Below are 23966 nucleotides of genomic sequence, written 5' to 3'. Positions count from 1 at the left end.
CGCAATAATAAATATTGCCCTTAAAATAACGCACTCATACCATCCCCAAAATAATAAAAATTAGCACCTGCAAAATAATACATTTCATCAATATTAATATATTCACCATAAAAGTAGCATCAGCAATACCATTTTTATTATATTCACATCGTAAAAACATAATATATTCAGCACTGTTATATTTAAAGATAATATAAGGAGATATATCCATGTTTACACAGTACCGAAAAAAACTTCTAGCCGGAACGCTTGCACTGACGTTTGGCTTTGCCGCAGGGAATTCATTTGCCGCAGGTTTCCAACCAGCCCAGCCCGCAGGAAAATTGGGTGCGATAGTCGTTGACCCATACGGAAACGCCCCTCTTACCGCACTGGTTGAATTAGATAGTCACGTTATTTCGGATGTTAAAGTCACCGTTCATGGTAAAGGTGAAAAAGGAGTCCCAATTACCTATACCGTCGGCAAAGAATCCCTCGCCACCTACGATGGGGTTCCTATTTTTGGCCTTTATCAAAAGTTCGCTAATAAGGTCACCGTTGAATATAAAGAAAATGGCAAGGCCATCAAGGAAGATTACGTGGTGCAAACATCTGCCATCGTTAATCACTACATGGATAACCGTTCTATTTCTGATTTACAGCAAACAAACGTTATTAAGGTCGCACCTGGCTTTGAAGACCGTCTCTATCTGGTGAATACCCACACCTTTACCGCACAGGGCGCAGAATTCCACTGGCATGGTGAAAAAGATAAAAATGCCGGTATCCTGGATGCTGGTCCGGCCGGTGGCGCATTACCCTTTGATATCGCACCCTTTACCTTTGTCGTTGATACGGAAGGCGAATATCGTTGGTGGCTGGATCAGGACACTTTCTATGACGGTCATGACATGGATATCAACAAGCGCGGTTACCTGATGGGCATACGGGAGACACCGCGCGGCACCTTCACCGCCGTACAGGGCCAGCACTGGTATGAGTTCGATATGATGGGCCAGATTCTGGCCGACCATAAGCTGCCGCGCGGATTCCTCGACGCATCGCATGAGTCCGTCGAAACGGTGAACGGCACCGTACTGCTTCGCGTGGGTAAACGGGACTATCGCAAGGAGGATGGCATTCACGTGCAAACTATCCGCGACCAGATTATTGAAGTCGACAAATCCGGTCGTGTTGTTGACGTGTGGGATCTGACAAAAATTCTCGATCCGATGCGTGATGCACTGCTGGGTGCGTTGGATGCGGGCGCGGTATGCGTCAACGTGGACCTCGCTCATGCCGGCCAGCAGGCAAAACTGGAGCCAGATACCCCCTACGGTGATGCCCTCGGCGTGGGTGCAGGTCGTAACTGGGCGCACGTTAACTCCATCGCCTTTGACGCCAAAGACGACACCATCATTATCTCTTCCCGCCATCAGGGGGTTGTCAAAATCGGTCGCGATAAACAGGTTAAGTGGATCCTTGCACCGTCTAAAGGCTGGAATAAGGCGCTGGCAAGCAAGCTGTTAAAACCGGTTGATGATAAAGGCAACGCACTGAAATGTGATGAAAATGGCAAGTGCGAGAATACCGATTTCGATTTTACCTACACCCAGCACACCGCATGGCTCTCCAGCAAAGGAACGCTTACCATTTTTGACAACGGCGATGGCCGCGGACTCGAACAACCGGCTTTACCAACGATGAAATACTCCCGTTTCGTCGAATATAAAATTGACGAGAAAAAAGGGACCGTCCAGCAAATTTGGGAGTACGGAAAAGAGCGCGGTTATGATTTTTATAGCCCTATCACCTCGGTTATCGAATATCAAAAGGATCGCGACACCATGTTTGGCTTTGGTGGCTCGATTAATTTATTTGACGTTGGACAGCCAACCATCGGCAAAATCAACGAAATTGACTACAAAACAAAAGAAGTCAAAGTCGAAATTAATGTCCTGTCCGATAAGCCAAATCAAACTCACTACCGTGCATTGCTGGTTCATCCACGCCAAATGTTTAAATAATTACATTAGATTAAGGATTAATTATGTCATCTAAATGGATCACTTCATTATTTAAAAGCGTGGTATTAACCGCCGCGCTTGCCTCACCGTTTGCAGCATCAGCGTTTACTGAAGGCACTGATTATATGGTTCTGGAAAAACCAATTCCCAATGCCGATAAGACGTTGATCAAAGTATTCAGTTACGCCTGCCCATTTTGCTACAAATATGATAAAGCCGTGACAGGGCCCGTGTCAGACAAAGTCGCCGATGTCGTTACTTTCACTCCGTTTCATCTGGAAACCAAAGGGGAATACGGTAAGCAGGCCAGTGAAATCTTTGCCGTAATGATTGCCAGGGACATGGCTGCAGGTATTTCATTGTTTGACGCCAAATCACAGTTTAAAAAAGCCAAGTTCGCTTATTACGCCGCCTACCACGATAAGAAAGAGCGCTGGTCAGAGGGTAAAGATCCCGCCTCATTCATCAAAACAGGGTTGGATGCAGCGGGCATGAGCCAGGCTGATTTTGACGCGGCATTGAAGGATCCAGCCGTCCAGCAAACGCTGGAGAAATGGAAAGCAGCATATGATGTCGCCAAAATCCAGGGCGTTCCGGCTTACGTCGTCAATGGTAAATACCTGATCTACACCAAAAATATCAAATCTATTGATTCCATGGCTGAGCTTGTCAGAGAGCTCGCGAAAAAATAAACAGGGACCCGGCTATGGCTTTCATAAAAGGATCGTGGCGAGACTTATGTAATACACCGGTTGATACCCTGGTGAGATGGCAGGAACAGCGCTTTCTGTGGCTGTTGATGGCTTGCGCAATGGGTGGATTGATTATTCTGGCGCATTCGTTCTTCCAAATCTATCTCTACATGGCCCCCTGCGAACAATGTGTCTACATTCGCTTTGCCATGCTGGTGATGGTTTTTGGCGGATTGATTGCGGCAATCAACCCCAAAAATGTTGTTCTGAAGCTCATCGGTTGTATCGCGGCATTTTACGGCAGCATCCTGGGCATTAAGTTCTCCATCAAACTTAACGGCATTCATTATGCTGTACATAACCCGGACCCGGATTCGCTGTTTGGCGTACAGGGATGCTCCACCGATCCGACATTCCCTTTCAATTTGCCTCTGGCCAACTGGGCACCGGAGTGGTTTAAACCCACAGGAGATTGCGGCTATGACGCTCCCATCGTTCCCGACGGCGTGGCGCTCAGCAGTACGCAAAAGTGGTTTGTCGATCTGTACCAGCAGTCAGAAGGCTGGTATCTGATCCCGCCTTGGCATTTTATGAACATGGCGCAGGCCTGTTTGTTGGCCTTTAGTTTGTGCTTACTGTTGCTCGTCATTATGAGCGGCGCATGGGCATTAAAGCGGGTGAGAACCAAATAATCGGAGCAAGAAACAAAAAAACCGAAGCCTGGAAGATGGCTTCGGTTTTTTATGCTTACCGCGACTAACGTGGTAATTTGCGATTAGCTGGCTTTGCGCTCATGCGCCTGACGGTAAGCCACCAGGTCTTCGATAGTAACTACCGCCATATTATGCTTGCCGGCAAATTCGATACATTCTGGCGCACGCGCCATGGTGCCATCGTCATTGGTCAGTTCGCACAGCACGCCTGCCGGTTTAAACCCTGCCAGCGTCATCAGGTCGATGGTTGCTTCAGTGTGACCACCGCGGGTCAACACGCCACCTGCCTGAGCACGCAGCGGGAAAACGTGCCCCGGACGGTTAAGATCGGAAGGTTTAGCGCCATCCTGAATTGCCGCACGCACCGTAGTAACACGGTCCGCAGCGGAAACGCCGGTAGTCACGCCTTCTGCGGCTTCAATGGTCACGGTAAAACCGGTACCGTAAGCGCTGGTGTTATTTTCCACCATCATTGGCAGATCGAGCTGTTTGCGTCGGTCTTCAGTGATGCACAGGCATACAATACCGCTGCCGTGACGGATGGTCAGAGCCATCTGTTCAACAGTCATGGTTTCTGCCGGGAAAATCATATCGCCTTCGTTTTCACGATCTTCGTCGTCAAGCACCATCACACCGCGTCCTTCACGCAGCGCAGACAGCGCAAGTTCAACACGTTCGAAAGGCGTACCAAAAGAGGAAAGTAGCGTCTGATTCATGGTAAAAAAACCTCACTAAAATTATGGTTACCAGAATCAGGGCAGTCTTAGGAGTACCGTCTAAGCGGCAAAAAAATAACGTGAGCGGGTCCATGCCCGACTGGATCGTTACTCTCTCCCATCCGGACTCTAACCGTCGGCCCCGGAATTACACCGGATCTGCTGACCTTTGAGTTTGCACCCAAAGCGCTCGCGGGCTTTCAACCTGAGTTGATTTACCGCCGGTGGGGAATTTCGCCCCGCCCTGAGAATAAGCGGGTTAACTATAACGCTATTGATTACCTTCATCAACGCCTTTGCTCGTCTTAGCTTCACACAATTCTGGTTTATGCCTGTGCCAGTTCGCACTACAATAGGCAACAACACGTACCAGTTCAGGGAAACCACAATGATTGACCCGAAAAAAATTGAGCAGATTGCTCGTCAGGTTCACGAGTCGATGCCGAAAGGGATCCGCGAGTTTGGCGAAGACGTCGAGAAGAAAATTCGTCAAACGCTGCAGTCACAGCTGACCCGTCTGGATCTGGTAAGCCGTGAAGAGTTTGATGTACAGACTCAGGTTTTGCTGCGTACCCGTGAAAAGCTGGCGCTACTTGAGCAACGTCTGACTGAGCTGGAATCGCGTGAAAAAACGGCAGAAGTTAAACCTGCTCCCGCGATCCCGTCAGTCGATCCGCAAGAGTAAAAACGACAACGGGCCGCAAGGCCCGTTTTTTCTGTTAGTGTTCCAGTTCTAGCTTCCTGGCCTCCGTCGCCTGCTGGCAGTACAGCGCATAGCGTTTGCAAAACCAGATACGATGTTCTTCATCCATATTCCCAGTTATCGCCTGGATATCTACGGGATGGCCCTCAGCTTGCATCCTGGCAAAACTACGGGCCAGGAAATCGAAATTGTTCATTGAATACATATTGCTGTTCATGAGCATACCCTCCAGTTATTGAATATCTGTTAAGGCCATATGCTTTTTCTAATTTCAGTATTTCCCTGGATGCGAAGTTATTCTGTACATATTGTGCGCAAAAGCACTGCGCTGGTTCACAGTTTCCCACGAAATCTAAGAGGGGTCGGATTTAAGGTCAGCGTGACGCACGCTTATTGTGACGTCATGTAAAAGTAAATCGGGGGGGAGAAATCCCTTCTCCCCTTATTCCTTTACTCTGGGTTGAAGAAAACAGCAGCATCAATAGCAAGAAACGTATCGAATCCAAAAGTTCGATACGTTTCCAGCATTTGTTATTTATCGCTGTCTTTTTGGATCTTCTTGATGATATTGGTCGTTGAGCAGCCATCTTCAAAGTTCAGCACCAGCACTTCTCCGCCGTTCGCCCACACTTCTTTGCTGCCCGCAATATCTTCCGGCTTATAGTCGCCGCCTTTTACCAGCAGATCCGGCAGGATGCCGGCAATCAGACGCTGTGGTGTGTCTTCTTCAAAAGAGACCACCCAGTCGACAGCTTCCAGCGCGCCCAGAACGATCATGCGCTGTTCCAGCGGGTTGACCGGACGCGTATCGCCTTTCAGACGTTTGGTCGAAGCATCGCTGTTTACCGCCACGATCAGACGATCGCCCAGCTTGCGCGCATTCGCCAGATAGGAAACGTGGCCCGCATGCAGGATGTCGAACACGCCGTTGGTCATCACCACTTTCTCACCGCGCTTGCGGGCGCTGGCTACGGCCTGTTTCAGCTCAGACTCGCTCATCACGCCAAAGCCAGTGTCGGCCCGACCGCGCACGGCGTTTTCCAGTTCAATCGGGGAAACGGTGGAAGTCCCCAGTTTACCGACGACAACACCCGCTGCGGCATTAGCAAAATAGCACGCCTCTTCCAGAGTGTTCCCCGCCGCCAGCGTCGCTGCCAGCACGCCGATCACCGTATCGCCCGCCCCCGTCACGTCATACACTTCCTGCGCCTGCGTCGGCATATGCAGTGGCGATTTGCCCGGTTGCAGCAGTGTCATACCCTGTTCGGAACGCGTGATCAGCAGCGCGGAAAGGTCGAAATCTGCAATCACTTTCATGCCGCGCTCAACCAGTTCATCTTCGCTTTTGCACTTACCGACCACCGCTTCAAATTCAGACAAATTCGGCGTCAGCAGCGTTGCGCCACGATAGCGTTCAAAATCGGTCCCTTTCGGATCGATAAGCACCGGCACCCCAGCCTTACGCGCCAGAGCAATCATCTGCTGCACGCTTGCCAGCGCGCCTTTGGCGTAATCGGAGAGCACCAAAGCGCCAATGGAGCCCAGAGCCTGGTTAATACGCTCATGCAGTGGCTGCGGATCCACGCCTTCAAAACCTTCTTCGAAATCCAGGCGAATCAGTTGCTGGTTGCGGGAAAGCACGCGCAGTTTGGTGATCGTCGGATGAGTTGGCACAGAAACGAAGTCACATTTTACGTTCACATCCGCCAGCGTTTTGCTCAGCGCACGCGCCGCGTCGTCAATCCCAGTCAGGCCAACCAGACGCGAATTCGCTCCCAGAGAGGCAATGTTCATCGCCACGTTTGCTGCGCCACCGGGACGTTCTTCAATGGTATCAACCTTCACCACCGGAACCGGCGCTTCAGGTGAAATACGGCTGGTAGGACCGTACCAGTAGCGATCTAGCATCACATCACCGACAACCATGACTCCTGCACGTTCAAACTCTGGCAGCGTTACTTTCATTCCTGTCTCCTGAGAGATTCTCTGAGGGTCTTAAAATTTGCGCGCGATAATAGCACACTTCACTCGGCAACCAGCCACTTCTGCCAGCTGTCACGCACCAGCGTACGTTCAGCGTCGAAGAGCTCCGGCGCCACATGGCCCGGAAGTTCCTGCAATGCAAGATGATGAAGTTCATCGCGCAGCGTCGTATAAGCACGGGTAAGCGCCAGCGCTTCCTGCTCATCCATAATGTCGTTTTGCGCCAGTAACTCCAGAATGCGCACGTTATCCGACCAGCGCGTCAGCTTCGGTTTTTCATGCGCATAGCGCAGCACCAGGTATTGCGTAATAAACTCAATGTCGGTGATGCCGCCTTCATCCGCTTTGATATCAAAACGATCGCGATGCTTATTGCCCAAATGGGCCCGCATTTTCTCACGCATTTCGCGCACATCGGTCTGCAAGGTTTTCGCATCGCGGACGAGGGTCATGATATCGCGACGAATCGCATCAAACTGAGAGGTCAACCGTGGGTCGCCGTACACCACTCGAGCGCGCACCAGCGCTTGATGCTCCCACGTCCAAGCTTCGTTGCGCTGGTAATCAGCGAAAGCCTCGGTTGATGTCACCAGCATTCCCGCCGCGCCGGACGGACGCAACCGCGCATCCACTTCATACAAAATACCGGATGAGGTGCGGGTGCTGAAAAGGTGCATAATGCGCTGCGACAGACGCAAATAGAACTGTCGCCCGTCAATCTCACGCTCACCATCCGTCATCACGTCCATAGGACAGTCATGCAGGAAGATCAAATCAAGATCCGAACTGTAGCCCAGCTCCCAGCCGCCCAGTTTGCCATACCCGACGACGGCAAAACCGCGCCCCTCGCGCCCGTCAAGATGAGTGGGTTGCCCGTAGCGAGCGACCATCTGCATCCACGCCTGCTGGACTACCGCATCAATAATAGCTTCCGCCAGCCAGGTTAAGTGGTCGCTCACCTTCATCACCGGCAGCGTACCAGCGATATCTGCCGCGGCAATGCGCAGCAATTGCGTTTGCTTAAACTGACGCAGCGCTTCCAACTGCTGCTCTTCGTCATCTTCCGGTACGCGCAGCAAATACTGGCGCAGTTCATCACGGTAGGCATCCGTCGCGGTGGGTTGATACAGGGTGTTCGGATCCAGCAGTTCATCGAGCAACAGCGGATACCGCGCCAGCTGGCTGGCGATCATCGGCGAGGCAGCACATAACGAAATCAGATGCTTAAGCGCTCCGGGGAATTCGCTCAGCAGCTCCAGATAGGTCGTACGGGTCACAATGCCTACCAGCAGCGGTGTGATGCGCGACAGCGGTACTGAGGCGTCGTCACGCGAACAGACATCGCTCAGCAGATGTGGCATTAAGTGATCCAGCACCTGGCGTCCGCGTGGGCCAATGGTGCGTTTATCCAGCTCTTTGCGAAAATCGGCAATCAGAGACAGCACGCGCCGGCGATCGTCATCCGCCAGATGCGTCAGCACCGGCGTGGTGTCATCTTCCTGTAATGCGTCCTGCCACAGTTCACGCCACTGTTCTGAGAGCGACTCTTCCTGGGTTTCTGCTTCGTCATCGCCAATCAACTCGTTAAACACCCGGCGCACGTTGTCCATATGACTGGCCAGCACATCGGTTAGCTGCTGCCAGTCATCGACGTTCATCCCCCACGCCAGCCGCGCGCGGTTCAGTTCATCGCCTGGCAACGTCTGGGTCTGCTCATCATTGATACTTTGCAGCAGGTTCTCCAGACGACGTAAATAGAGATAGGCTGCGTGCAGTTGTTCCGCGTCGGTATCTGACAGCAGGTGCAACGCATTGATGGCGCTGAGCGTGGGTAACAGCGAGCGGGATTGCAATGACGGCTCGCGCCCACCGCGAATAAGCTGGAATACCTGCACGATAAATTCGATTTCACGAATACCGCCCGCGCCCAACTTAATGTTGTCTTTCAGGCCACGGCGGCGCACTTCGCGGGCAATCATTCCTTTCATGTTACGCAGAGACTGGATCACGCTGAAATCAATATAGCGGCGGAAAACAAAAGGCCGCAGCATAGCGCGAAGCTCACTGACGTAAGTACCGTCGCAATCGCCCATAATGCGGGCCTTGACCATCGCATAGCGTTCCCAGTCGCGCCCTTGTTCCTGGTAATAATCCTCCAGCGCGGAGAAGCTCAGCACCAGCGGGCCGCTGTCGCCAAACGGGCGTAAACGCATATCCACCCGATAGACAAATCCATCCATTGTGGGCTGATCCAGCACTTTGATAAGCCGCTGGCCCATACGGGTAAAGAACTGGGCGTTATCCAGCTCGCGACGTCCACCCTGCGTACTGCCGTGCTCCGGCCAGGCAAAAATCAGATCGATATCAGAGGAAAAATTGAGTTCGCCGCCGCCCAGTTTCCCCATGCCTAAAATCAGCAGCGGTTGCGCAACACCTTGTGGATTACAGGGCGTACCCCATTCACGACAGCAGGCGGTGTATAACCAGTCACGCGCGGCGACGATCAGCGTTTCAGCCAAATGGCTTAGCTGCTGCAAGATACTCTCTTCCGTCACCAGCGACAGCGTCTGCGCCCAGGCGATACGCACCATGATGCGACGGCGAAACAGGCGCAGCTCACGCATCAACGTGTTTTCATCGCTAACGTCGACCAATGCTTGCTGTAACCAATCAGCATAGTGTTGCCATTCATCCGCCTCGGGTGGCGTGCTTTCCAGTTCGACCAGCCATTCGGGATGGGCAATAATGCTGTCGCGAAAAAAATCACTGAATGTAAGCACTGACTTCGCCTGAATGCTAAGCGAGGACTCAGATATTGCTGCTGGCAGCCGCTCAACAACGGTCGGCCAGTACTGCTGTAACGGTGAAGAGAGCTGCTTCATTTATGGATTATCCTTTGAATAGTACCGGGCAGCGGCATGTTGCCTTATCCAGTCTGCATGACGCTTCCGCCCATCGCGTAAGCCTGATAGGCGCAGCGCCATCAGGCATCCCGGCCTCACCCTGATTATCGTTTTCCGCTGTGCAGCCAGAACGGTTCCAAAGCAATCGCCTCGTTGCGGAAGTGTTCAATTTCAATGTATTGGTTGGCCGCAATGGCGTGACGTAAACCCTGCCAGGTGGCGATCCATTCCGATGCGACCTTTTCGTCGTAGTATCCCGCCAGCATCAGCATGCTATCAATATTGCGCGTCAGGCGCGGAAGTTGATCGGCGTACTGATCGCCCAGCGGCTGAGCAAAAGCTGTTTTCAGTTCAGCAGCATGGCGCGAGAGATGGGTATCCGAGAAACGCTTAAAGGAGTCGGCTATTTTACCCTGCGCCTTCGCATCAAGGAACGGCTGCCACCCTTTGGTCACCAGCCATTCGGTCAGCGCCAGCTTGGCCATCGCCGTTTGCGTGCTGTAAACCGCGGAAACGGCAGAAACGTCAGACGCAATGATCGCTTCCGACTGGGTCAGCAAATCACGTAAGTGAGCACTCGCTTTTCTCGGCACATTACCGCCAAACAGCATCAGAATGTGACGCACCAGGCCCATCGCAGCCAGCACCTCGGCTTTCGCCCCTTTGACGCCGCGCACCCACAGCTCTTCATGGTACTGCCACTGTGATAATGCCAGCTCCAGCGCCGCTTCCAACCCTTGCTCAATACTCGCTTTTGCCGGAACCTTCAAAATGCGCGTCGGTTTGAGTTCACGCGGTGCATTCCCCTGAGCCAGATGATAGCCGCGCGCCGCTTTACTCAGGCTGCCCTGGCGTAAACCGGTTTGCGATACCAGCTGGTTTGCCAGCTTCAATACTGCTCGGGTATCGCCGCTTAACAGCTCCAGTTCAAGCTCACAGATAGGTTCAGCCAACTCGCCCGCTTTCACTTCCCCGAGATCGAGGGCCATTTCAATGCGGCTACCGTCGATATCAAGGTGCCATTTCTCACGGTAAAAATCGGTGCTGAAGAGCGGCTGTACCTGAGAGGCAAGTTCAGCGGGCAGTTCGCCATCAGGCCAGACTTCCGTTGGAAACAGGGAGAGATCCAACTCTGGCGCGTTCAGCGCAACGTTAAACTCCGGCCGCTGATGCAGGCCACCCGTCACTCGTCCGGCAATTTTCATGGTCATTTCGTAATGACCGTTTTCACCGCGAATACGCAGCCCCATATCGTGACCACGCAGCCACGCATCGGGCGTTTCGTAGTAGATATTCAGCAACTGGCTGGGCGCATGATGCTCTCCCCCCAGCGTATTCAGACGTTCACGTAGCGCATCTACGGCGTCACTATTGACGATAAATTTTAATTCGATTTCCTGGGCCATGGTCTTGTACTTATGGGTTATGTCACAGTTGAGAAAACTGACTGCGAACTAAGCTCGTTCTTTATGGTCAGTAGATAGTATTTTGCGCCAAATTGCCATGCAACGAGCAATTTGACGGGCGTAAAAGTTTCGAGTGGTGGCAAAAAGGACACAGATGATTCCGATTGATGTCGAATGCTTTGCGTAGAGACACTGATGCCACTACTATCGTTCCACTTTCTATGACAATAACGACAGCCTGATGCCAAAATTACGCCTGATTGGATTAACTTTACTCGCACTTAGCGCCACTGCAGTCTCTCATGCCGAAGAAAAGCGCTATGTTTCTGACGAACTGAACACCTGGGTCCGCAGCGGTCCGGGAGATAATTATCGCCTCGTGGGTACGGTTAACGCCGGCGAGGAAGTCACGCTATTACAGACCGATGCCAACACTAACTATGCCCAGGTGAAAGACAGCACCGGACGTACCGCCTGGATCCCACTGAAAGAGCTGAACAGTACGCCGAGCCTGCGTACCCGCGTTCCCGATCTGGAAAACCAGGTCAAGACCTTGACCGATAAGCTCAATAATATCGACACCACGTGGAATCAGCGCACCGCCGATATGCAGCAAAAAGTGTCGCAAAGCGACAGCGTAATCGACGGGCTGAAACAAGAAAACCAGAAGCTGAGAAACGAGCTTATCGTGGCGCAAAAGAAGGTCAGCGCAGCCAACCTTCAGCTTGATGACAAACAGCGCACCATCATCATGCAGTGGTTTATGTACGGCGGCGGCGTGCTAGGTCTTGGTTTGCTGCTCGGCCTGGTTCTGCCACACATGATCCCCAGCCGTAAACGTAAAGATCGCTGGATGAACTGAATCGCCTTCTCCGCCACACTGACATATGATTAAGGGATCATAATTTCAAAAGGAAAGTGGCGTGAAGATTTATCTGGTCGGTGGTGCTGTTCGGGATGCGTTATTAGGGCTACCGATTAAAGATAAAGATTGGGTTGTTGTCGGCGCCACGCCGCAAGAGATGCTCGACGCGGGCTACCAGCAGGTAGGCCGCGATTTTCCCGTGTTTCTGCATCCGCAAACCCGGGAAGAGTATGCGCTGGCGCGTACCGAACGCAAATCAGGCTCGGGGTATACCGGATTCACCTGTTACGCCGCGCCGGATGTGACGCTGGAGGCCGATCTTCAGCGTCGCGATCTGACCATCAACGCAATGGCCCGCGATGACGACAGCGAGATTATCGATCCGTATAACGGACGCGACGATCTGGAAAACCGTCTGCTACGCCATGTGTCCCCCGCCTTTAGCGAAGATCCATTGCGCGTGCTGCGCGTGGCGCGCTTTGCTGCCCGCTATGCGCACCTCGGTTTTCGTATCGCTGAAGAAACCATGACGCTGATGCGCGATATGAACGCCGCAGGGGAACTGGAGCACCTGACGCCAGAGCGGGTGTGGAAAGAAACAGAAGGTGCTTTAACCACCCGCAACCCACAGGTATTTTTTCAGGTCCTGCGCGACTGCGGCGCACTGCACGTCCTGTTTCCGGAAGTAGATGCTCTGTTTGGCGTTCCCGCGCCCGCGCAATGGCATCCGGAAATTGATACAGGTATTCACACGCTGATGACGCTGTCGATGGCGGCCATGTTAAGTCCGGAGGTCGACGTGCGTTTCGCCACGCTGTGCCACGATCTTGGCAAGGCATTGACGCCAAAAGCGCTGTGGCCACGCCACCACGGTCACGGTCCGGCTGGCGTGAAGCTGGTCGAGCAACTGTGCCAACGCCTGCGCGTGCCGAATGACATCCGTGATTTAGCCAAACTGGTAGCCGAGTTCCACGACCTCATTCATACCTTCCCGATCCTGCAGCCGAAAACCATCGTTAAGCTGTTTGATTCCATCGATGCCTGGCGCAAACCGCAGCGCGTGGAGCAAATCGCCCTGACCAGCGAGGCCGACGTGCGTGGGCGAACCGGTTTTGAAGCGGCTGATTATCCGCAAGGCAGGCTGTTGCGTGAAGCCTGGCAGGTTGCGCAGGCGGTACCAACGAAAGACGTCGTTGAGGCGGGATTCAAAGGTCAGGCTATTCGCGAGGAACTGACCCGGCGTCGGATCGCGGCGGTGGCCGCCTGGAAAGAACAACGTTGCCCAAAAGCATAGACAGTGCATTGCCGGATAAGCGTTAACGCCGCTATCCGGCAAGCTAGCAAAATCAGAAGAACACGACGTAAACGGCAGCCGCCACAATAAAGCGGTAAATCGCAAACGGAATAAACGAGATGCGCTTAATCAGCTGTAGGAAGGTTTTGATCGCCACCAACGCCACGATAAACGCCGTCACGAAACCAACTGCAAACATCGGAATATCTGATGCGCTGAGGAACGTCCAGCTTTTGTAGAGATCCAGCGCCGTTGCGCCCATCATCATCGGCACGGCCAGCAGGAAGGAGAATTCGGAGGCCGCGTAACGGCTTACTCCCATCAGCATACCGCCAGAAATCGTCGCCCCGGAACGAGAAAAACCCGGCCACAGCGCCAGACACTGGAAACAGCCAATCATAAACGCCTGGCGATAGGTCATATCATCCAGACCCGGCGCTCGCGGCTCTTTCGGCTTCAGGCATTCTGCGGCAATCAGCAGCACGCCCCCTACCACCAGCGCATACATGACGTTGATCGGGTTAAACAGCGATTTGATGATGTCGTGGAAAATCAGTCCCAGTACGACGGCAGGAACCATCCCCAACAGGATATGGCCCAGCGTCAGCCGACCTTTGCCAGTGCCTTCATGTGGGACCTTACCGAAGTGAATGCCAATCAGGCCAAACAGGCGTCGCCAGAACATCACCACGACCGCCAGGATAGAGCCCAACTGGATAACCACCTCAAATGTTTTTGCGGTGTCACCCTCAAAACCCAGCAAGTGGCCAACAATAATCATATGGCCGGTACTGGAAACGGGTAAAAACTCCGTCAATCCTTCGACCACACCCAAAATTGCCGCCACCAGCAGCGAGTGCATATCACTCATTAATGAACCTCTAGATAGATAAACCACGGCGAAAACGAGACGACATAAAGACCCTTTTATACCCGTTTGGTTTAGATATTATTATTTTAATTATTTTCTTTCAGATTATTGCCACGCTCAATGATAACCCCGACGTTGGCCGCACGGGCTACCGCGCCAGGTTTACTGAGTTTGATCCGCACCCATGGAGAATTAAAACGGCTCAGCAGCAGATCCGCCACCTCTTCCGCCACGCGTTCGACCAGCGCAAAGCGCCCGCCTTCCACATGATTAACAACCGTTTGAGCAATATCAGCATAGCTCAGGCAATCAGCCACATCATCGCTTTTAGCCGATTTACGGTTGTCCCACGCCATTTCGATATCGAACACCAACTGTTGTTCGATCGTTTGTTCCCAGTCGTAAACACCAATAGTGGTGATTACAGAAAGTTGCTCTATAAATACAATATCCATCACGACCTGCCTGCTTTTTGGCTAACCCGGATACCACTTCCGGCGAAATATGCGTATTATCCACAGAAGTAGCGTTTTACACGACATTTTCAAAACGGAACAGCTTATGAGTGCAATCGCGCCTGGAATGATTATCTTCGCGTACCTCTGTGGCTCAATTTCCAGTGCTATTCTGGTATGCCGCCTTGCTGGATTACCGGACCCGCGTGACAGCGGCTCTGGGAATCCGGGCGCGACAAACGTATTGCGCATCGGTGGCAAAGGAGCCGCCGTCGCGGTGCTGATTTTCGACGTCCTGAAAGGTATGTTACCCGTCTGGGGTGCCTATGCGCTAGGCATTAGCCCCTTCTGGCTGGGATTGATCGCGATCGCCGCCTGTCTGGGTCACATTTGGCCGGTCTTCTTCGGCTTTAAAGGTGGGAAAGGCGTTGCCACCGCCTTTGGCGCAATTGCGCCGATTGGTTGGGATTTAACCGGCGTGATGGCCGGAACCTGGCTGCTGACCGTTTTATTAAGCGGCTATTCATCATTAGGCGCTATCGTCAGCGCGCTGATCGCCCCCTTTTACGTCTGGTGGTTCAATCCCCAGTTCACTTTCCCGGTGTCCATGCTGTCGTGCTTAATTCTGTTACGCCACCATGACAACATTCAGCGTCTGTGGCGTCGTCAGGAGCCAAAGATTTGGACCAAGCTGAAGAAAAAACGCGAAAGAGACCTAGAGTGATTTTAATGTCGGATAGCGACGCAACAGCGTCTTATCCGGCGTGGGGAATGTGATACCCCTCTACCGGTTTTCCTAATCGGTTCTGGCACCACGTCGCCAGAAACTCCACGCACACCCGAAGCTTCACGCTGCGATACAGCGGCTCCTGATAAACCGCCCAGATATTGGCGCTTTGCGCATAGTCCGGCAGCACGCGCACCAGTTCACCGCTTGCCAGAAACGGCTGCAGGTCCCATTCGGAACGCAGCATAATCCCTTTTCCCTGTAGCGCCCACTGCAACACAATCTCGCCGCTGTTGGAGGAAAGATGTCCCGCCACCTTGACCGACTTTTTCTCCTGGCCGTTATCCAGCTCCCACACCCCGTGGGTCATATCGCGTTCTTTAGTGACCAGGCAATCATGACGACTTAATTCCTGCAGCGTTGTCGGCTCACCGTATTTTTGTAAATACGTCGGCGCTGCACATAATATTCTTCTATTTTTCGTTAACAAATGCGCAATATAATAATCCGGAATCTCGTCATTAATACGAATATCCAAATCGATATTATCCTGCGCCAAATCAATTTGCCGATCATAAAGTTCAAAATGCACCTGTAATTCAGGATAGCTATGCATCAGTTCGGTAATAGCCGGTGCAATATAACTGCGCCCAAAGCCAAAGCTACAGCCGATACGAATCATCCCTGCCGGGCGTGTTTTGAGTTGCGTGACGTCATCGACCAGATGCTGATAGCCCGCAAGAATAGCCTGCGCATGTTCATAACAACGTTGACCACTCTCCGTGAGTGTCACGCCGCGCGCGGAGCGGCTTAGCAGCGTCGTCCCCAGCGTGGACTCAAGGATCTGAATGCGTTTCGTCACAAACGCGGGCGTTTGGCCCAGCGCCGCGGCGGCGGCACTGAAACTGCCGCTATGAACAATTTCAACCAGGACCTGCAGGTCTTTCGCGAGGGGATACGTGTTCAGCATGATCGGTATATCCGTAAAGTTGTTAACCGCAGTGTAATTCCCTCATGCGTATTAAACCCTGCCTTTGCGCAATTTTTATTGCTTATCTGAACATCATTCACGATCTGTTAATTGGATATTCACAGTGGCAAATAATATAAATCCACATTTTTAGTGGTAGTTTGTGGCGGAGAATTTATTTCCAGATAAATAAAAGAACTGGAGTTAACAAGATGAGCAAGCAAAATAACCAAAATGCGATAACTACGCTGACAAACATTGTCGCCGATTTTACCGCCATGATTTCTACCCGCATGCCGGACGACGTCGTAGATAAATTAAAACAGCTGCGTGAAGGCGAAACTTCGCCGATGGGTAAAATCATCTACCACACCATGTTTGATAACATGCAGAAAGCTATCGACCTGAACCGTCCGGCCTGTCAGGACACCGGCGAGATTATGTTCTTTGTGAAGGTCGGCTCCCGTTTTCCGCTGCTGGGCGAACTGCAAAGCATCCTGAAACAGGCCGTTGAAGACGCCACGGTAAAAGCGCCGCTGCGCCATAACGCGGTCGAGATTTTTGACGAAGTGAATACCGGCAAAAATACCGGTACCGGTGTGCCGTGGGTCACCTGGGACATCATCCCTGATAACGACGACGCGGAAATCGAAGTCTACATGGCAGGCGGCGGTTGTACGCTGCCGGGACGTTCGAAAGTGTTAATGCCTTCTGAAGGCTACGAGGGCGTGGTGAAATTTGTCTTCGAAAATATCTCCACGTTGGCAGTCAACGCTTGCCCGCCGGTGCTGGTGGGCGTAGGTATTGCCACTTCCGTGGAAACCGCCGCCGTCCTTTCTCGTAAAGCGGTGCTACGTCCTATCGGATCACGTCATCCGAATCCAAAAGCGGCCGAACTGGAACTGCGTCTGGAAGAAGGACTGAACCGTCTGGGCATCGGCCCGCAAGGGTTGACCGGGAATAGCTCGGTGATGGGCGTGCATATCGAATCCGCCGCACGCCATCCGTCGACTATCGGCGTTGCCGTTTCTACCGGCTGCTGGGCACACCGTCGCGGCACGCTGTTGGTTCATGCTGACCTCTCCTTCGAAAACCTGTCTCACACCCGGAGCGCGTTATGAAAAAGATCCTCACAACCCCGATCAAAGCCGAAGATCTGGCCGACATTCGCGTTGGCGATGTCATCTACCTGACCGGTACGCTGGTGACCTGCCGTGACGTGTGTCACCGCCGCCTGATCGAACTGAAGCGCCCGATTCCTTATGACCTGAACGGCAAAGCCATTTTCCACGCGGGGCCCATCGTACGTAAGAACGGTGAAAAATGGGAGATGGTCTCCGTTGGCCCAACCACCAGCATGCGTATGGAAGCGTTTGAGAAAGACTTTATCGAGCAGACGGGCGTCAAACTGGTGGTCGGCAAGGGCGGCATGGGACCGCTAACGGAAGCAGGCTGCAAACAGTTTAAAGCGCTGCACGTAATCTTCCCGGCAGGTTGTGCGGTCGTGGCGGCAACCCAAGTTGAAGAGATCGAAGAGGTACACTGGACCGAACTTGGCATGCCGGAGTCCCTGTGGGTATGTCGGGTTAAAGAGTTCGGCCCGCTGATCGTTTCCATCGACACCCACGGCAATAACCTGATCGCCGAAAACAAAATGCTGTTCGCTGAACGTCGCGATCCTATCGTCGATGAAATCTGCGAGCACGTGCACTACATCAAATAACCCTCCCGGAGAGGCGCTGCGCCTCTCCCTTTTCGTAGGGATACAACAATGGCACCTTTAGCTGGTTGGTGGCGATACCTGGCTCCGCTGGTGGTCATCGCCATTATTGCTGTACTGCCCGTCCCCAACGGCCTTGAGAGCCACACCTGGCTCTATTTTGCCGTCTTTACCGGTGTGATTGTGGGGCTTATTCTGGAACCTGTACCGGGCGCGGTGGTAGCGATGATTGGCATTTCGATCATCGCCGTCCTTTCACCGTGGCTGCTGTTCAGCCCGGAGCAACTCGCGCAGGACGGTTTTAAATTTACCGCCAAATCGCTGTCATGGGCGGTCTCTGGTTTTTCAAACTCGGTAATCTGGCTTATCTTCGCGGCCTTTATGTTTGGTACCGGCTATGAGAAAACCGGGCTCGGTCGACGTATCGCGCTGATGCTGGTGAAAAAGATGGGGCACCGGACGCTGTTTCTCGGCTATGCGGTGATGTTCTCTGAACTTATCCTCGCTCCCGTCACGCCGTCCAACTCCGCGCGCGGGGCCGGAATAATCTACCCGATTATCCGCAACCTGCCGCCGCTGTATAACTCGCAGCCCAATAGCGCCAGTTCTCGCTCCATTGGCTCGTACATTATGTGGATGGGCATTGTCGCCGACTGCGTCACCAGCGCCATTTTCTTAACGGCGATGGCGCCAAACCTGCTGTTAATCGGCCTGATGAAAGGCGCGTCCCACACGGCGCTGAGCTGGGGCGACTGGTTCTTAGGCATGCTGCCGCTGAGTATTTTACTGGTGCTGATTGTGCCCTGGCTGGCGTACGTGTTGTATCCACCGGTGCTGAAATCCGGCGATCAGGTTCCGCGCTGGGCGGATACAGAGCTAAAAGCAATGGGACCGCTCTGCGCACGCGAGAAAAAGATGTTGGTGCTGATGGTCGGCGCACTGGTGCTGTGGATCTTCGGCGGCGATTACATTGACGCTGCGATGGTCGGATACAGCGTAGTGGCGTTGATGCTGGTACTGCGCATCATTAGCTGGGATGACATCGTCAGTAATAAAGCCGCGTGGAACGTCTTTTTCTGGCTGGCCTCGCTGATAACGCTGGCGACCGGACTCAATAACACCGGTTTTATTACCTGGTTCGGCAAGCTGCTGGCAAACGGGTTGAGCGGCTATTCGCCGATGATGGTGATGGTGGCGCTCATTGTGGTGTTCTATCTGCTGCGCTACTTCTTTGCCAGCGCCACGGCGTATACCTCCGCCCTGGCACCGATGATGATTGCCGCCGCACTGGCGATGCCGGAAATCCCACTTCCGGTCTTCTGCCTGATGGTCGGCGCAGCCATTGGTCTCGGCAGCATTCTGACCCCGTATGCCACCGGTCCTAGCCCTATCTACTACGGCAGCGGCTATTTGCCGACGGTGGATTACTGGCGACTCGGTGCTATTTTTGGCCTGATTTTCCTTGTGCTGCTGGTGATTACCGGTCTGGTCTGGATGCCCCTCGTTTTACTGTAAAACCCCATTGGGGCGGCATATTGTCGCCCCTTTATCCATAAGCTTCTCATATGATCGATTTCCCGATGCGCTGAGGCATACTTTTTTGTATGCAAACACCCTCATGCTGATAAGGGAAACGCTCTGGACACGGTTGCGCACGAGACACTCACACGGGGCTGGCAGGCCGAACTGGATCTGCATTTCACCCGCACTGGGCACAACACGGTGCTCGCCTCGGCGCGTCATCATGGTCCATTGACGGTTCAGCGCCCGTTTTACCCGGAAGAGGACGTCTGCCACCTCTATTTGCTTCATCCACCCGCGGGGATCGTCGGCGGGGATGAACTACACATTGCCGTAACTCTCAACGAAAACAGCCATGCGTTAATCACCCAGCCCGGCGCGGGAAAGTTTTATCGCAGCGGTGGGCCGCAGGCGTTGCTGCGCCAACATTTCACGCTCGCGCCGCACGCCACGCTGGAGTGGCTCCCCCAGGATACGATCCTCTTTCCCGGCGCCAACGCCACTATCCAGTCCGTCTTTCACATCGCGTCAGAGAGTCGACTGCTGGCCTGGGATCTGCTGTGTCTCGGGCGACCAGTTATGCAGGAGTCCTTCAGCCACGGCACGCTGCAAAACCGTCTGGAAGTGTGGCGAAATGGGCAGCCGCTGCTGATAGAGCGCTTGCAGTTGCAGAAGGGGGAGCTGAGCGGCGTCGCGCACCATCCCTGGGTAGGCACGTTGCTGTGTTATCCGGCCACTGAAAACATGCTGGAAGGCACGCGCGAGCGGCTGACGCCGCTTGGCGATTACGCCGGGGCAACGCTTAACGACTCACTGCTGACGATCCGCTTTCTTGCCGACGACAACCTGATTGTTCAGCGCGTTATGCGTGACATTTGGCAATTTCTGCGCCCGCTTTTGACACACAAACCGCCCGTACTACCGCGAATCTGGCAAACCTAAGAGACCCCATATGGAACTAACCCCCAGAGAAAAAGACAAGCTGTTGCTGTTTACCGCCGCGCTGGTGGCAGAACGTCGCCTGGCCCGCGGGCTGAAGCTGAACTATCCGGAATCGGTGGCGCTAATTAGCGCTTTCATCATGGAAGGGGCACGCGATGGTCAAACCGTGGCCTCGCTGATGGAAGACGGGCGTCACGTCCTGCGCCGCGATCAGGTGATGGAAGGCGTTCCGGAGATGATCCCAGATATTCAGGTTGAAGCGACGTTTCCGGACGGATCAAAGCTGGTCACCGTCCACAACCCGATCGTTTAAGGAGCGGCAATGATCCCTGGTGAATATCAGATAGCCAAAGGCAATATCGCGCTCAATCAGGGGCGGGAAACCTGTACGATCGTGGTGGAAAACCATGGCGACAGACCCATCCAGGTGGGATCGCACTATCACTTTTCCGAGGTGAACCCGGCGCTGCGCTTTGACAGGCGGGCTGCACGCGGCTTTCGTCTAAACATTCCTGCGGGCACGGCGGTACGTTTTGAGCCGGGACAAAAACGCGAAGTCGAACTGGTGCGCGTCGCTGGCGCACAAAGGATCGTGGGTTTTCGCAGCGAAGTGATGGGCGCGCTGGAGGCAAATGATGAGTGAAATTTCACGGCAGGCGTACGCCGACATGTTTGGCCCAACCACCGGCGATAAGGTACGTCTGGCGGATACCGACCTGTGGATTGAGGTGGAAAAAGACTTCACCACCTACGGCGAAGAGGTCAAATTCGGCGGCGGGAAAGTGATCCGCGACGGCATGGGCCAGGGACAAATGCGCGCGCAAGCGTGTGTGGACCTGGTGATAACCAACGCGCTGATCGTCGATCACTGGGGGATCGTGAAAGCGGATATCGGCATCAAGGACGCCAGGATCTTCGCCATCGGCAAAGCGGGTAATCCTGATATTCAGCCCGACGTCACGATCCCGATCGGCGTGGGAACTGAAGTCATCGCCGGGGAAGGCAAGATCGTCACCGCGGGCGGCGTGGATACGCATATTCACTGGATCTGCCCACAGCAGGCACAGGAGGCGCTGGTTTCCGGCGTAACGACGATGATCGGCGGCGGCACCGGCCCGGCAGCAGGAACTAACGCCACCACCTGCACGCCGGGTCCGTGGTACATCGCGCGCATGCTGCAGGCAGCAGACGCCTTGCCGGTTAACATCGGTTTGCTGGGTAAAGGCAACGGCTCAAATCCTGACGCCCTGCGCGAGCAAATCACCGCGGGCGCCATTGGCCTGAAAATCCATGAAGATTGGGGCGCCACGCCAGCCGCCATCAACTGTTCCCTGGAAGTAGCAGAGGAGATGGATATCCAGGTGGCACTGCACAGCGATACGCTCAATGAGTCCGGTTTCGTTGAAGATACGCTGGCGGCGATTGGCGATCGCACCATTCATACCTTCCACACCGAAGGCGCGGGCGGCGGCCATGCGCCAGATATCATCACCGCCTGCGCGCATCCGAATATTCTGCCCTCCTCCACTAACCCGACGCTGCCCTATACCGTCAACACCATCGACGAGCATCTCGACATGCTGATGGTTTGCCACCACCTCGATCCGGATATCGCCGAAGACGTGGCCTTTGCCGAATCACGCATTCGCCGGGAAACGATCGCTGCCGAAGATGTGCTGCATGACATTGGCGCGTTTTCCCTGACCTCGTCCGATTCACAGGCGATGGGGCGCGTGGGCGAAGTGATCCTGCGCACCTGGCAGGTGGCGCACCGCATGAAGGTTCAGCGTGGTCCGCTGGCAGAAGAAACAGGCGACAACGACAACCAGCGCGTTAAACGCTACGTCGCCAAATACACCATCAACCCGGCGCTAACCCACGGCATCGCCCACGAAGTTGGCTCCGTTGAGCCTGGCAAGCTGGCCGATCTGGTGCTGTGGTCCCCAGCCTTTTTTGGCGTAAAACCAGCGACGATCGTAAAGGGCGGGATGATCGCGTGTGCGCCGATGGGCGATATCAACGCCTCGATCCCCACCCCGCAGCCGGTGCATTACCGCATGATGTTCGGCGCACTTGGCGCGGCGCGGCATCGTACTCGGCTGACCTTTATTTCGCAGGCCGCTAACGCGCAAAACATCCCGCAGCAGCTCAATTTGCAAAGCGCCATCGCCGTCGTCAAAGGCTGTCGGACGGTGAAAAAGGCCGACATGATCCACAACGACCTGCAACCCAATATTACCGTCGATGCTCAGACTTATGAGGTGCGCATTGATGGCGAACTTATCACCAGCGAACCGGCAGACGTTTTGCCGATGGCGCAACGCTATTTCCTGTTTTGAGGAGTGACGATGATCTACCTGACCCAACGCCTTGACCACGCCCATCGCGTCACCGCAAGCGTCACGCTACCCATTGATATTCGAGTAAAAAGCCGTGCCAGAGTGACGCTGAACGACGGTCGCGAAGCCGGGCTAATGCTTCCGCGCGGTTTGCTGTTACGCAGTGGTGATCTGCTGACCACCGAAGATGGCAGCGAAGTGATCGAAGTGATCGCCGCGCCGGAGTCAGTTTCCGTGGTGCGCTGCGCCGATCCTTTCCTGCTCGCCAAAGCCTGTTATCACCTCGGCAATCGCCACGTTCCGCTGCAAATTCTGCCGGATGAGTTGCGCTACCATCACGATCATGTGCTGGACGCCATGTTGCGCCAGTTCAGCCTGGAGGTGACGTTCGCTCAACTACCGTTTGAACCGGAAGCAGGCGCTTATGCCAGTGAATCACACGGGCATCATCACGCCCATGCGCACTGATGCATAACATCCAACAGCTGCGTCTGATGCAGCTCGCCAGCAGCGCTCTCCCGGTGGGGTCGTTTACCTGGTCCCAAGGTCTGGAGTGGGCGGTTGAAATCGGCTGGGTGAAAAGCGCCGATGACTTCTCTGACTGGCAAATCCAGCAGATGGAGCAGAACTTCTTTACCGTCGACCTACCGCTACTGGCGAGACTGTATCGCGCCTGCGAGCAGGACGATCTCGCTGCAGCACGCCGCTGGAGCGCTTACCTGTTGGCCTGTCGGGAAACCCGCGAACTACGGGATGAAGAACGCAGTCGGGGCGCGGCGTTTACGCGGCTGGTCACCGACTGGGAAGCGGATTGCTCGCGGGAGTGGCGCGCGCTCTTTATCGACAGCCAACTCTGCGGTATGGCCTGGCTGGGCGTGCGCTGGAAAATCCCCCTGACCGAGCTGGCGTTAAGCCTCGGCTACAGCTGGATTGAGAGCGCAGTGATGGCTGGCGTCAAACTGGTCCCTTTTGGGCAGCAGGCGGCCCAGCGTTTGATCATTGCGCTCTGCAATCGGTATGCGCAAGGTCTGGCACAGGCGCTGGCGTGTCCTGACGCCAGCCTCGGCTCAGCAACGCCGTTGGCGGCCATCGCATCTGCCCGGCATGAAACCCAATATTCCCGATTATTCCGCTCCTGAG

The 23966-nt window shown here is 54.1% G+C and carries 24 protein-coding genes and 1 riboswitch; of the genes, 16 read left to right on the top strand and 8 right to left on the bottom strand.

The window, feature by feature from the left end; translation table 11 throughout:
* The first annotated feature begins 209 nt into the window (after positions 1–209).
* From HV302_RS03970 to dsbI, 3 genes are read left to right on the top strand one after another with little or no spacing between them, the layout of a single operon-like run.
* The gene (locus tag HV302_RS03970; RefSeq protein ID WP_181626941.1) at positions 210–2006 is read left to right on the top strand and encodes an aryl-sulfate sulfotransferase; all 1797 of its coding nucleotides are present in this window, start codon (positions 210–212) and stop codon (positions 2004–2006) included.
* A 23-nt stretch (positions 2007–2029) separates the two neighbouring features.
* A complete protein-coding gene (locus tag HV302_RS03965; RefSeq protein WP_019077701.1) occupies positions 2030–2698 on the top strand; it encodes a thiol:disulfide interchange protein DsbA/DsbL in 669 nt (222 codons plus the stop codon).
* Positions 2699–2712: 14 nt separating this feature from the next.
* The gene (dsbI, locus tag HV302_RS03960) at positions 2713–3390 is read left to right on the top strand and encodes a protein-disulfide oxidoreductase DsbI (RefSeq protein ID WP_046276262.1); all 678 of its coding nucleotides are present in this window, start codon (positions 2713–2715) and stop codon (positions 3388–3390) included.
* A gap of 83 nt (positions 3391–3473) precedes the next feature.
* On the opposite strand, the gene ribB is transcribed toward dsbI, so the two are convergent.
* Complete coding sequence (gene ribB / locus HV302_RS03955) at positions 3474–4127, bottom strand: 3,4-dihydroxy-2-butanone-4-phosphate synthase (protein WP_016154529.1); 654 nt, start codon at positions 4125–4127, stop codon at positions 3474–3476.
* 106 nt (positions 4128–4233) lie between these two features.
* Positions 4234–4383, bottom strand: a riboswitch (FMN riboswitch).
* A gap of 132 nt (positions 4384–4515) precedes the next feature.
* Between ribB and ubiK the strand changes: the two genes are divergently transcribed.
* On the top strand, positions 4516–4812 hold the full coding sequence (ubiK, locus tag HV302_RS03950) for a ubiquinone biosynthesis accessory factor UbiK (protein ID WP_003024618.1): 297 nt from the start codon (positions 4516–4518) through the stop codon (positions 4810–4812).
* A 34-nt stretch (positions 4813–4846) separates the two neighbouring features.
* On the opposite strand, the gene glgS is transcribed toward ubiK, so the two are convergent.
* From glgS to HV302_RS03930, 4 genes are all read right to left on the bottom strand, one after another.
* On the bottom strand, positions 4847–5053 hold the full coding sequence (glgS, locus tag HV302_RS03945) for a cell surface composition regulator GlgS (RefSeq protein WP_181626940.1): 207 nt from the start codon (positions 5051–5053) through the stop codon (positions 4847–4849).
* Between the two features lie 308 nt (positions 5054–5361).
* The gene (gene hldE / locus HV302_RS03940; RefSeq protein ID WP_181626939.1) at positions 5362–6795 is read right to left on the bottom strand and encodes a bifunctional D-glycero-beta-D-manno-heptose-7-phosphate kinase/D-glycero-beta-D-manno-heptose 1-phosphate adenylyltransferase HldE; all 1434 of its coding nucleotides are present in this window, start codon (positions 6793–6795) and stop codon (positions 5362–5364) included.
* Positions 6796–6854: 59 nt separating this feature from the next.
* Positions 6855–9695: a bifunctional [glutamate--ammonia ligase]-adenylyl-L-tyrosine phosphorylase/[glutamate--ammonia-ligase] adenylyltransferase gene (glnE, locus tag HV302_RS03935; protein WP_181598861.1), complete on the bottom strand. Its 2841-nt coding sequence runs from the start codon at positions 9693–9695 to the stop codon at positions 6855–6857.
* 125 nt (positions 9696–9820) lie between these two features.
* On the bottom strand, positions 9821–11122 hold the full coding sequence (locus tag HV302_RS03930; protein ID WP_047414043.1) for a CYTH domain-containing protein: 1302 nt from the start codon (positions 11120–11122) through the stop codon (positions 9821–9823).
* A gap of 241 nt (positions 11123–11363) precedes the next feature.
* On the opposite strand from HV302_RS03930, the gene HV302_RS03925 reads away from it, so the two are divergent.
* On the top strand, positions 11364–11984 hold the full coding sequence (locus tag HV302_RS03925) for a TIGR04211 family SH3 domain-containing protein (RefSeq protein ID WP_016154533.1): 621 nt from the start codon (positions 11364–11366) through the stop codon (positions 11982–11984).
* A gap of 61 nt (positions 11985–12045) precedes the next feature.
* The gene (locus HV302_RS03920; protein ID WP_181626938.1) at positions 12046–13281 is read left to right on the top strand and encodes a multifunctional CCA addition/repair protein; all 1236 of its coding nucleotides are present in this window, start codon (positions 12046–12048) and stop codon (positions 13279–13281) included.
* A gap of 52 nt (positions 13282–13333) precedes the next feature.
* Here the strand turns inward: HV302_RS03920 and bacA are convergent, their stop codons facing one another.
* Together bacA and folB are read right to left on the bottom strand one after the other, a co-directional pair.
* Positions 13334–14152: an undecaprenyl-diphosphate phosphatase gene (gene bacA, locus HV302_RS03915; RefSeq protein ID WP_016154535.1), complete on the bottom strand. Its 819-nt coding sequence runs from the start codon at positions 14150–14152 to the stop codon at positions 13334–13336.
* 86 nt (positions 14153–14238) lie between these two features.
* A complete protein-coding gene (folB, locus tag HV302_RS03910; protein WP_003828442.1) occupies positions 14239–14607 on the bottom strand; it encodes a bifunctional dihydroneopterin aldolase/7,8-dihydroneopterin epimerase in 369 nt (122 codons plus the stop codon).
* Between the two features lie 106 nt (positions 14608–14713).
* Between folB and plsY the strand changes: the two genes are divergently transcribed.
* Positions 14714–15331, top strand: a complete 618-nt coding sequence (plsY, locus tag HV302_RS03905; RefSeq protein ID WP_181626937.1) for a glycerol-3-phosphate 1-O-acyltransferase PlsY — start codon at positions 14714–14716, stop codon at positions 15329–15331.
* A 31-nt stretch (positions 15332–15362) separates the two neighbouring features.
* On the opposite strand, the gene ttdR is transcribed toward plsY, so the two are convergent.
* Complete coding sequence (gene ttdR, locus HV302_RS03900; RefSeq protein WP_046276258.1) at positions 15363–16304, bottom strand: L-tartrate utilization transcriptional activator TtdR; 942 nt, start codon at positions 16302–16304, stop codon at positions 15363–15365.
* Positions 16305–16516: 212 nt separating this feature from the next.
* Here ttdR and ttdA point away from each other — a divergent pair, with 212 nt between their 5' ends.
* The 9 genes from ttdA (at position 16517) to HV302_RS03855 (ending at position 23965) form a co-directional block, all read left to right on the top strand.
* A complete protein-coding gene (ttdA, locus tag HV302_RS03895; protein WP_181626936.1) occupies positions 16517–17425 on the top strand; it encodes a L(+)-tartrate dehydratase subunit alpha in 909 nt (302 codons plus the stop codon).
* Positions 17422–18027 carry a L(+)-tartrate dehydratase subunit beta gene (gene ttdB / locus HV302_RS03890; RefSeq protein ID WP_181626935.1) on the top strand — a complete coding sequence of 202 codons (606 nt, stop codon included), beginning with the start codon at positions 17422–17424 and terminating at the stop codon, positions 18025–18027. The genes ttdA and ttdB overlap by 4 nt, the downstream gene beginning before the upstream one ends.
* Positions 18028–18075: 48 nt before the next feature.
* Positions 18076–19539: an anion permease gene (locus tag HV302_RS03885; RefSeq protein WP_049283285.1), complete on the top strand. Its 1464-nt coding sequence runs from the start codon at positions 18076–18078 to the stop codon at positions 19537–19539.
* A 123-nt stretch (positions 19540–19662) separates the two neighbouring features.
* The gene (locus HV302_RS03880) at positions 19663–20487 is read left to right on the top strand and encodes an urease accessory protein UreD (RefSeq protein WP_200011998.1); all 825 of its coding nucleotides are present in this window, start codon (positions 19663–19665) and stop codon (positions 20485–20487) included.
* 10 nt (positions 20488–20497) lie between these two features.
* Positions 20498–20800, top strand: a complete 303-nt coding sequence (locus HV302_RS03875) for an urease subunit gamma (RefSeq protein ID WP_016154542.1) — start codon at positions 20498–20500, stop codon at positions 20798–20800.
* Between the two features lie 9 nt (positions 20801–20809).
* The gene (locus HV302_RS03870) at positions 20810–21130 is read left to right on the top strand and encodes an urease subunit beta (protein ID WP_016154543.1); all 321 of its coding nucleotides are present in this window, start codon (positions 20810–20812) and stop codon (positions 21128–21130) included.
* Positions 21123–22826 (top strand): urease subunit alpha, encoded by a 1704-nt coding sequence (gene ureC / locus HV302_RS03865; RefSeq protein ID WP_181627439.1) that lies wholly within the window; start codon positions 21123–21125, stop codon positions 22824–22826. The genes HV302_RS03870 and ureC overlap by 8 nt, the downstream gene beginning before the upstream one ends.
* Positions 22827–22835: 9 nt before the next feature.
* The gene (gene ureE, locus HV302_RS03860) at positions 22836–23294 is read left to right on the top strand and encodes an urease accessory protein UreE (protein WP_016157501.1); all 459 of its coding nucleotides are present in this window, start codon (positions 22836–22838) and stop codon (positions 23292–23294) included.
* Positions 23294–23965, top strand: a complete 672-nt coding sequence (locus HV302_RS03855) for an urease accessory protein UreF (RefSeq protein ID WP_101700288.1) — start codon at positions 23294–23296, stop codon at positions 23963–23965. Before ureE ends, HV302_RS03855 begins: the two co-directional genes overlap by 1 nt.
* The last annotated feature ends 1 nt before the right edge of the window (position 23966 follow it).

Origin of the sequence: Citrobacter sp. RHBSTW-00859, from assembly GCF_013729795.1 — a bacterium.
Lineage (GTDB): Bacteria > Pseudomonadota > Gammaproteobacteria > Enterobacterales > Enterobacteriaceae > Citrobacter > Citrobacter braakii.
The sequence above is the reverse complement of the archived record's forward strand: the minus strand, read 5'-3'. Positions and strand labels throughout refer to the sequence as shown.

Coding starts and splice junctions, on each gene's coding strand:
- HV302_RS03930 (WP_047414043.1), bottom strand. CDS start 11,122: ATGGCCCAGGAAATCGAATTAAAATTTATCGTCAATAGTGACGCCGTA.
- folB (WP_003828442.1), bottom strand. CDS start 14,607: ATGGATATTGTATTTATAGAGCAACTTTCTGTAATCACCACTATTGGT.
- HV302_RS03855 (WP_101700288.1), top strand. CDS start 23,294: ATGCATAACATCCAACAGCTGCGTCTGATGCAGCTCGCCAGCAGCGCT.
- ureC (WP_181627439.1), top strand. CDS start 21,123: ATGAGTGAAATTTCACGGCAGGCGTACGCCGACATGTTTGGCCCAACC.
- HV302_RS03875 (WP_016154542.1), top strand. CDS start 20,498: ATGGAACTAACCCCCAGAGAAAAAGACAAGCTGTTGCTGTTTACCGCC.
- ttdB (WP_181626935.1), top strand. CDS start 17,422: ATGAAAAAGATCCTCACAACCCCGATCAAAGCCGAAGATCTGGCCGAC.
- plsY (WP_181626937.1), top strand. CDS start 14,714: ATGAGTGCAATCGCGCCTGGAATGATTATCTTCGCGTACCTCTGTGGC.
- ureE (WP_016157501.1), top strand. CDS start 22,836: ATGATCTACCTGACCCAACGCCTTGACCACGCCCATCGCGTCACCGCA.
- ribB (WP_016154529.1), bottom strand. CDS start 4,127: ATGAATCAGACGCTACTTTCCTCTTTTGGTACGCCTTTCGAACGTGTT.
- HV302_RS03925 (WP_016154533.1), top strand. CDS start 11,364: ATGCCAAAATTACGCCTGATTGGATTAACTTTACTCGCACTTAGCGCC.
- ubiK (WP_003024618.1), top strand. CDS start 4,516: ATGATTGACCCGAAAAAAATTGAGCAGATTGCTCGTCAGGTTCACGAG.
- ttdA (WP_181626936.1), top strand. CDS start 16,517: ATGAGCAAGCAAAATAACCAAAATGCGATAACTACGCTGACAAACATT.
- bacA (WP_016154535.1), bottom strand. CDS start 14,152: ATGAGTGATATGCACTCGCTGCTGGTGGCGGCAATTTTGGGTGTGGTC.
- HV302_RS03885 (WP_049283285.1), top strand. CDS start 18,076: ATGGCACCTTTAGCTGGTTGGTGGCGATACCTGGCTCCGCTGGTGGTC.
- dsbI (WP_046276262.1), top strand. CDS start 2,713: ATGGCTTTCATAAAAGGATCGTGGCGAGACTTATGTAATACACCGGTT.
- HV302_RS03970 (WP_181626941.1), top strand. CDS start 210: ATGTTTACACAGTACCGAAAAAAACTTCTAGCCGGAACGCTTGCACTG.
- glgS (WP_181626940.1), bottom strand. CDS start 5,053: ATGCTCATGAACAGCAATATGTATTCAATGAACAATTTCGATTTCCTG.
- hldE (WP_181626939.1), bottom strand. CDS start 6,795: ATGAAAGTAACGCTGCCAGAGTTTGAACGTGCAGGAGTCATGGTTGTC.
- HV302_RS03965 (WP_019077701.1), top strand. CDS start 2,030: ATGTCATCTAAATGGATCACTTCATTATTTAAAAGCGTGGTATTAACC.
- ttdR (WP_046276258.1), bottom strand. CDS start 16,304: ATGCTGAACACGTATCCCCTCGCGAAAGACCTGCAGGTCCTGGTTGAA.
- HV302_RS03870 (WP_016154543.1), top strand. CDS start 20,810: ATGATCCCTGGTGAATATCAGATAGCCAAAGGCAATATCGCGCTCAAT.
- glnE (WP_181598861.1), bottom strand. CDS start 9,695: ATGAAGCAGCTCTCTTCACCGTTACAGCAGTACTGGCCGACCGTTGTT.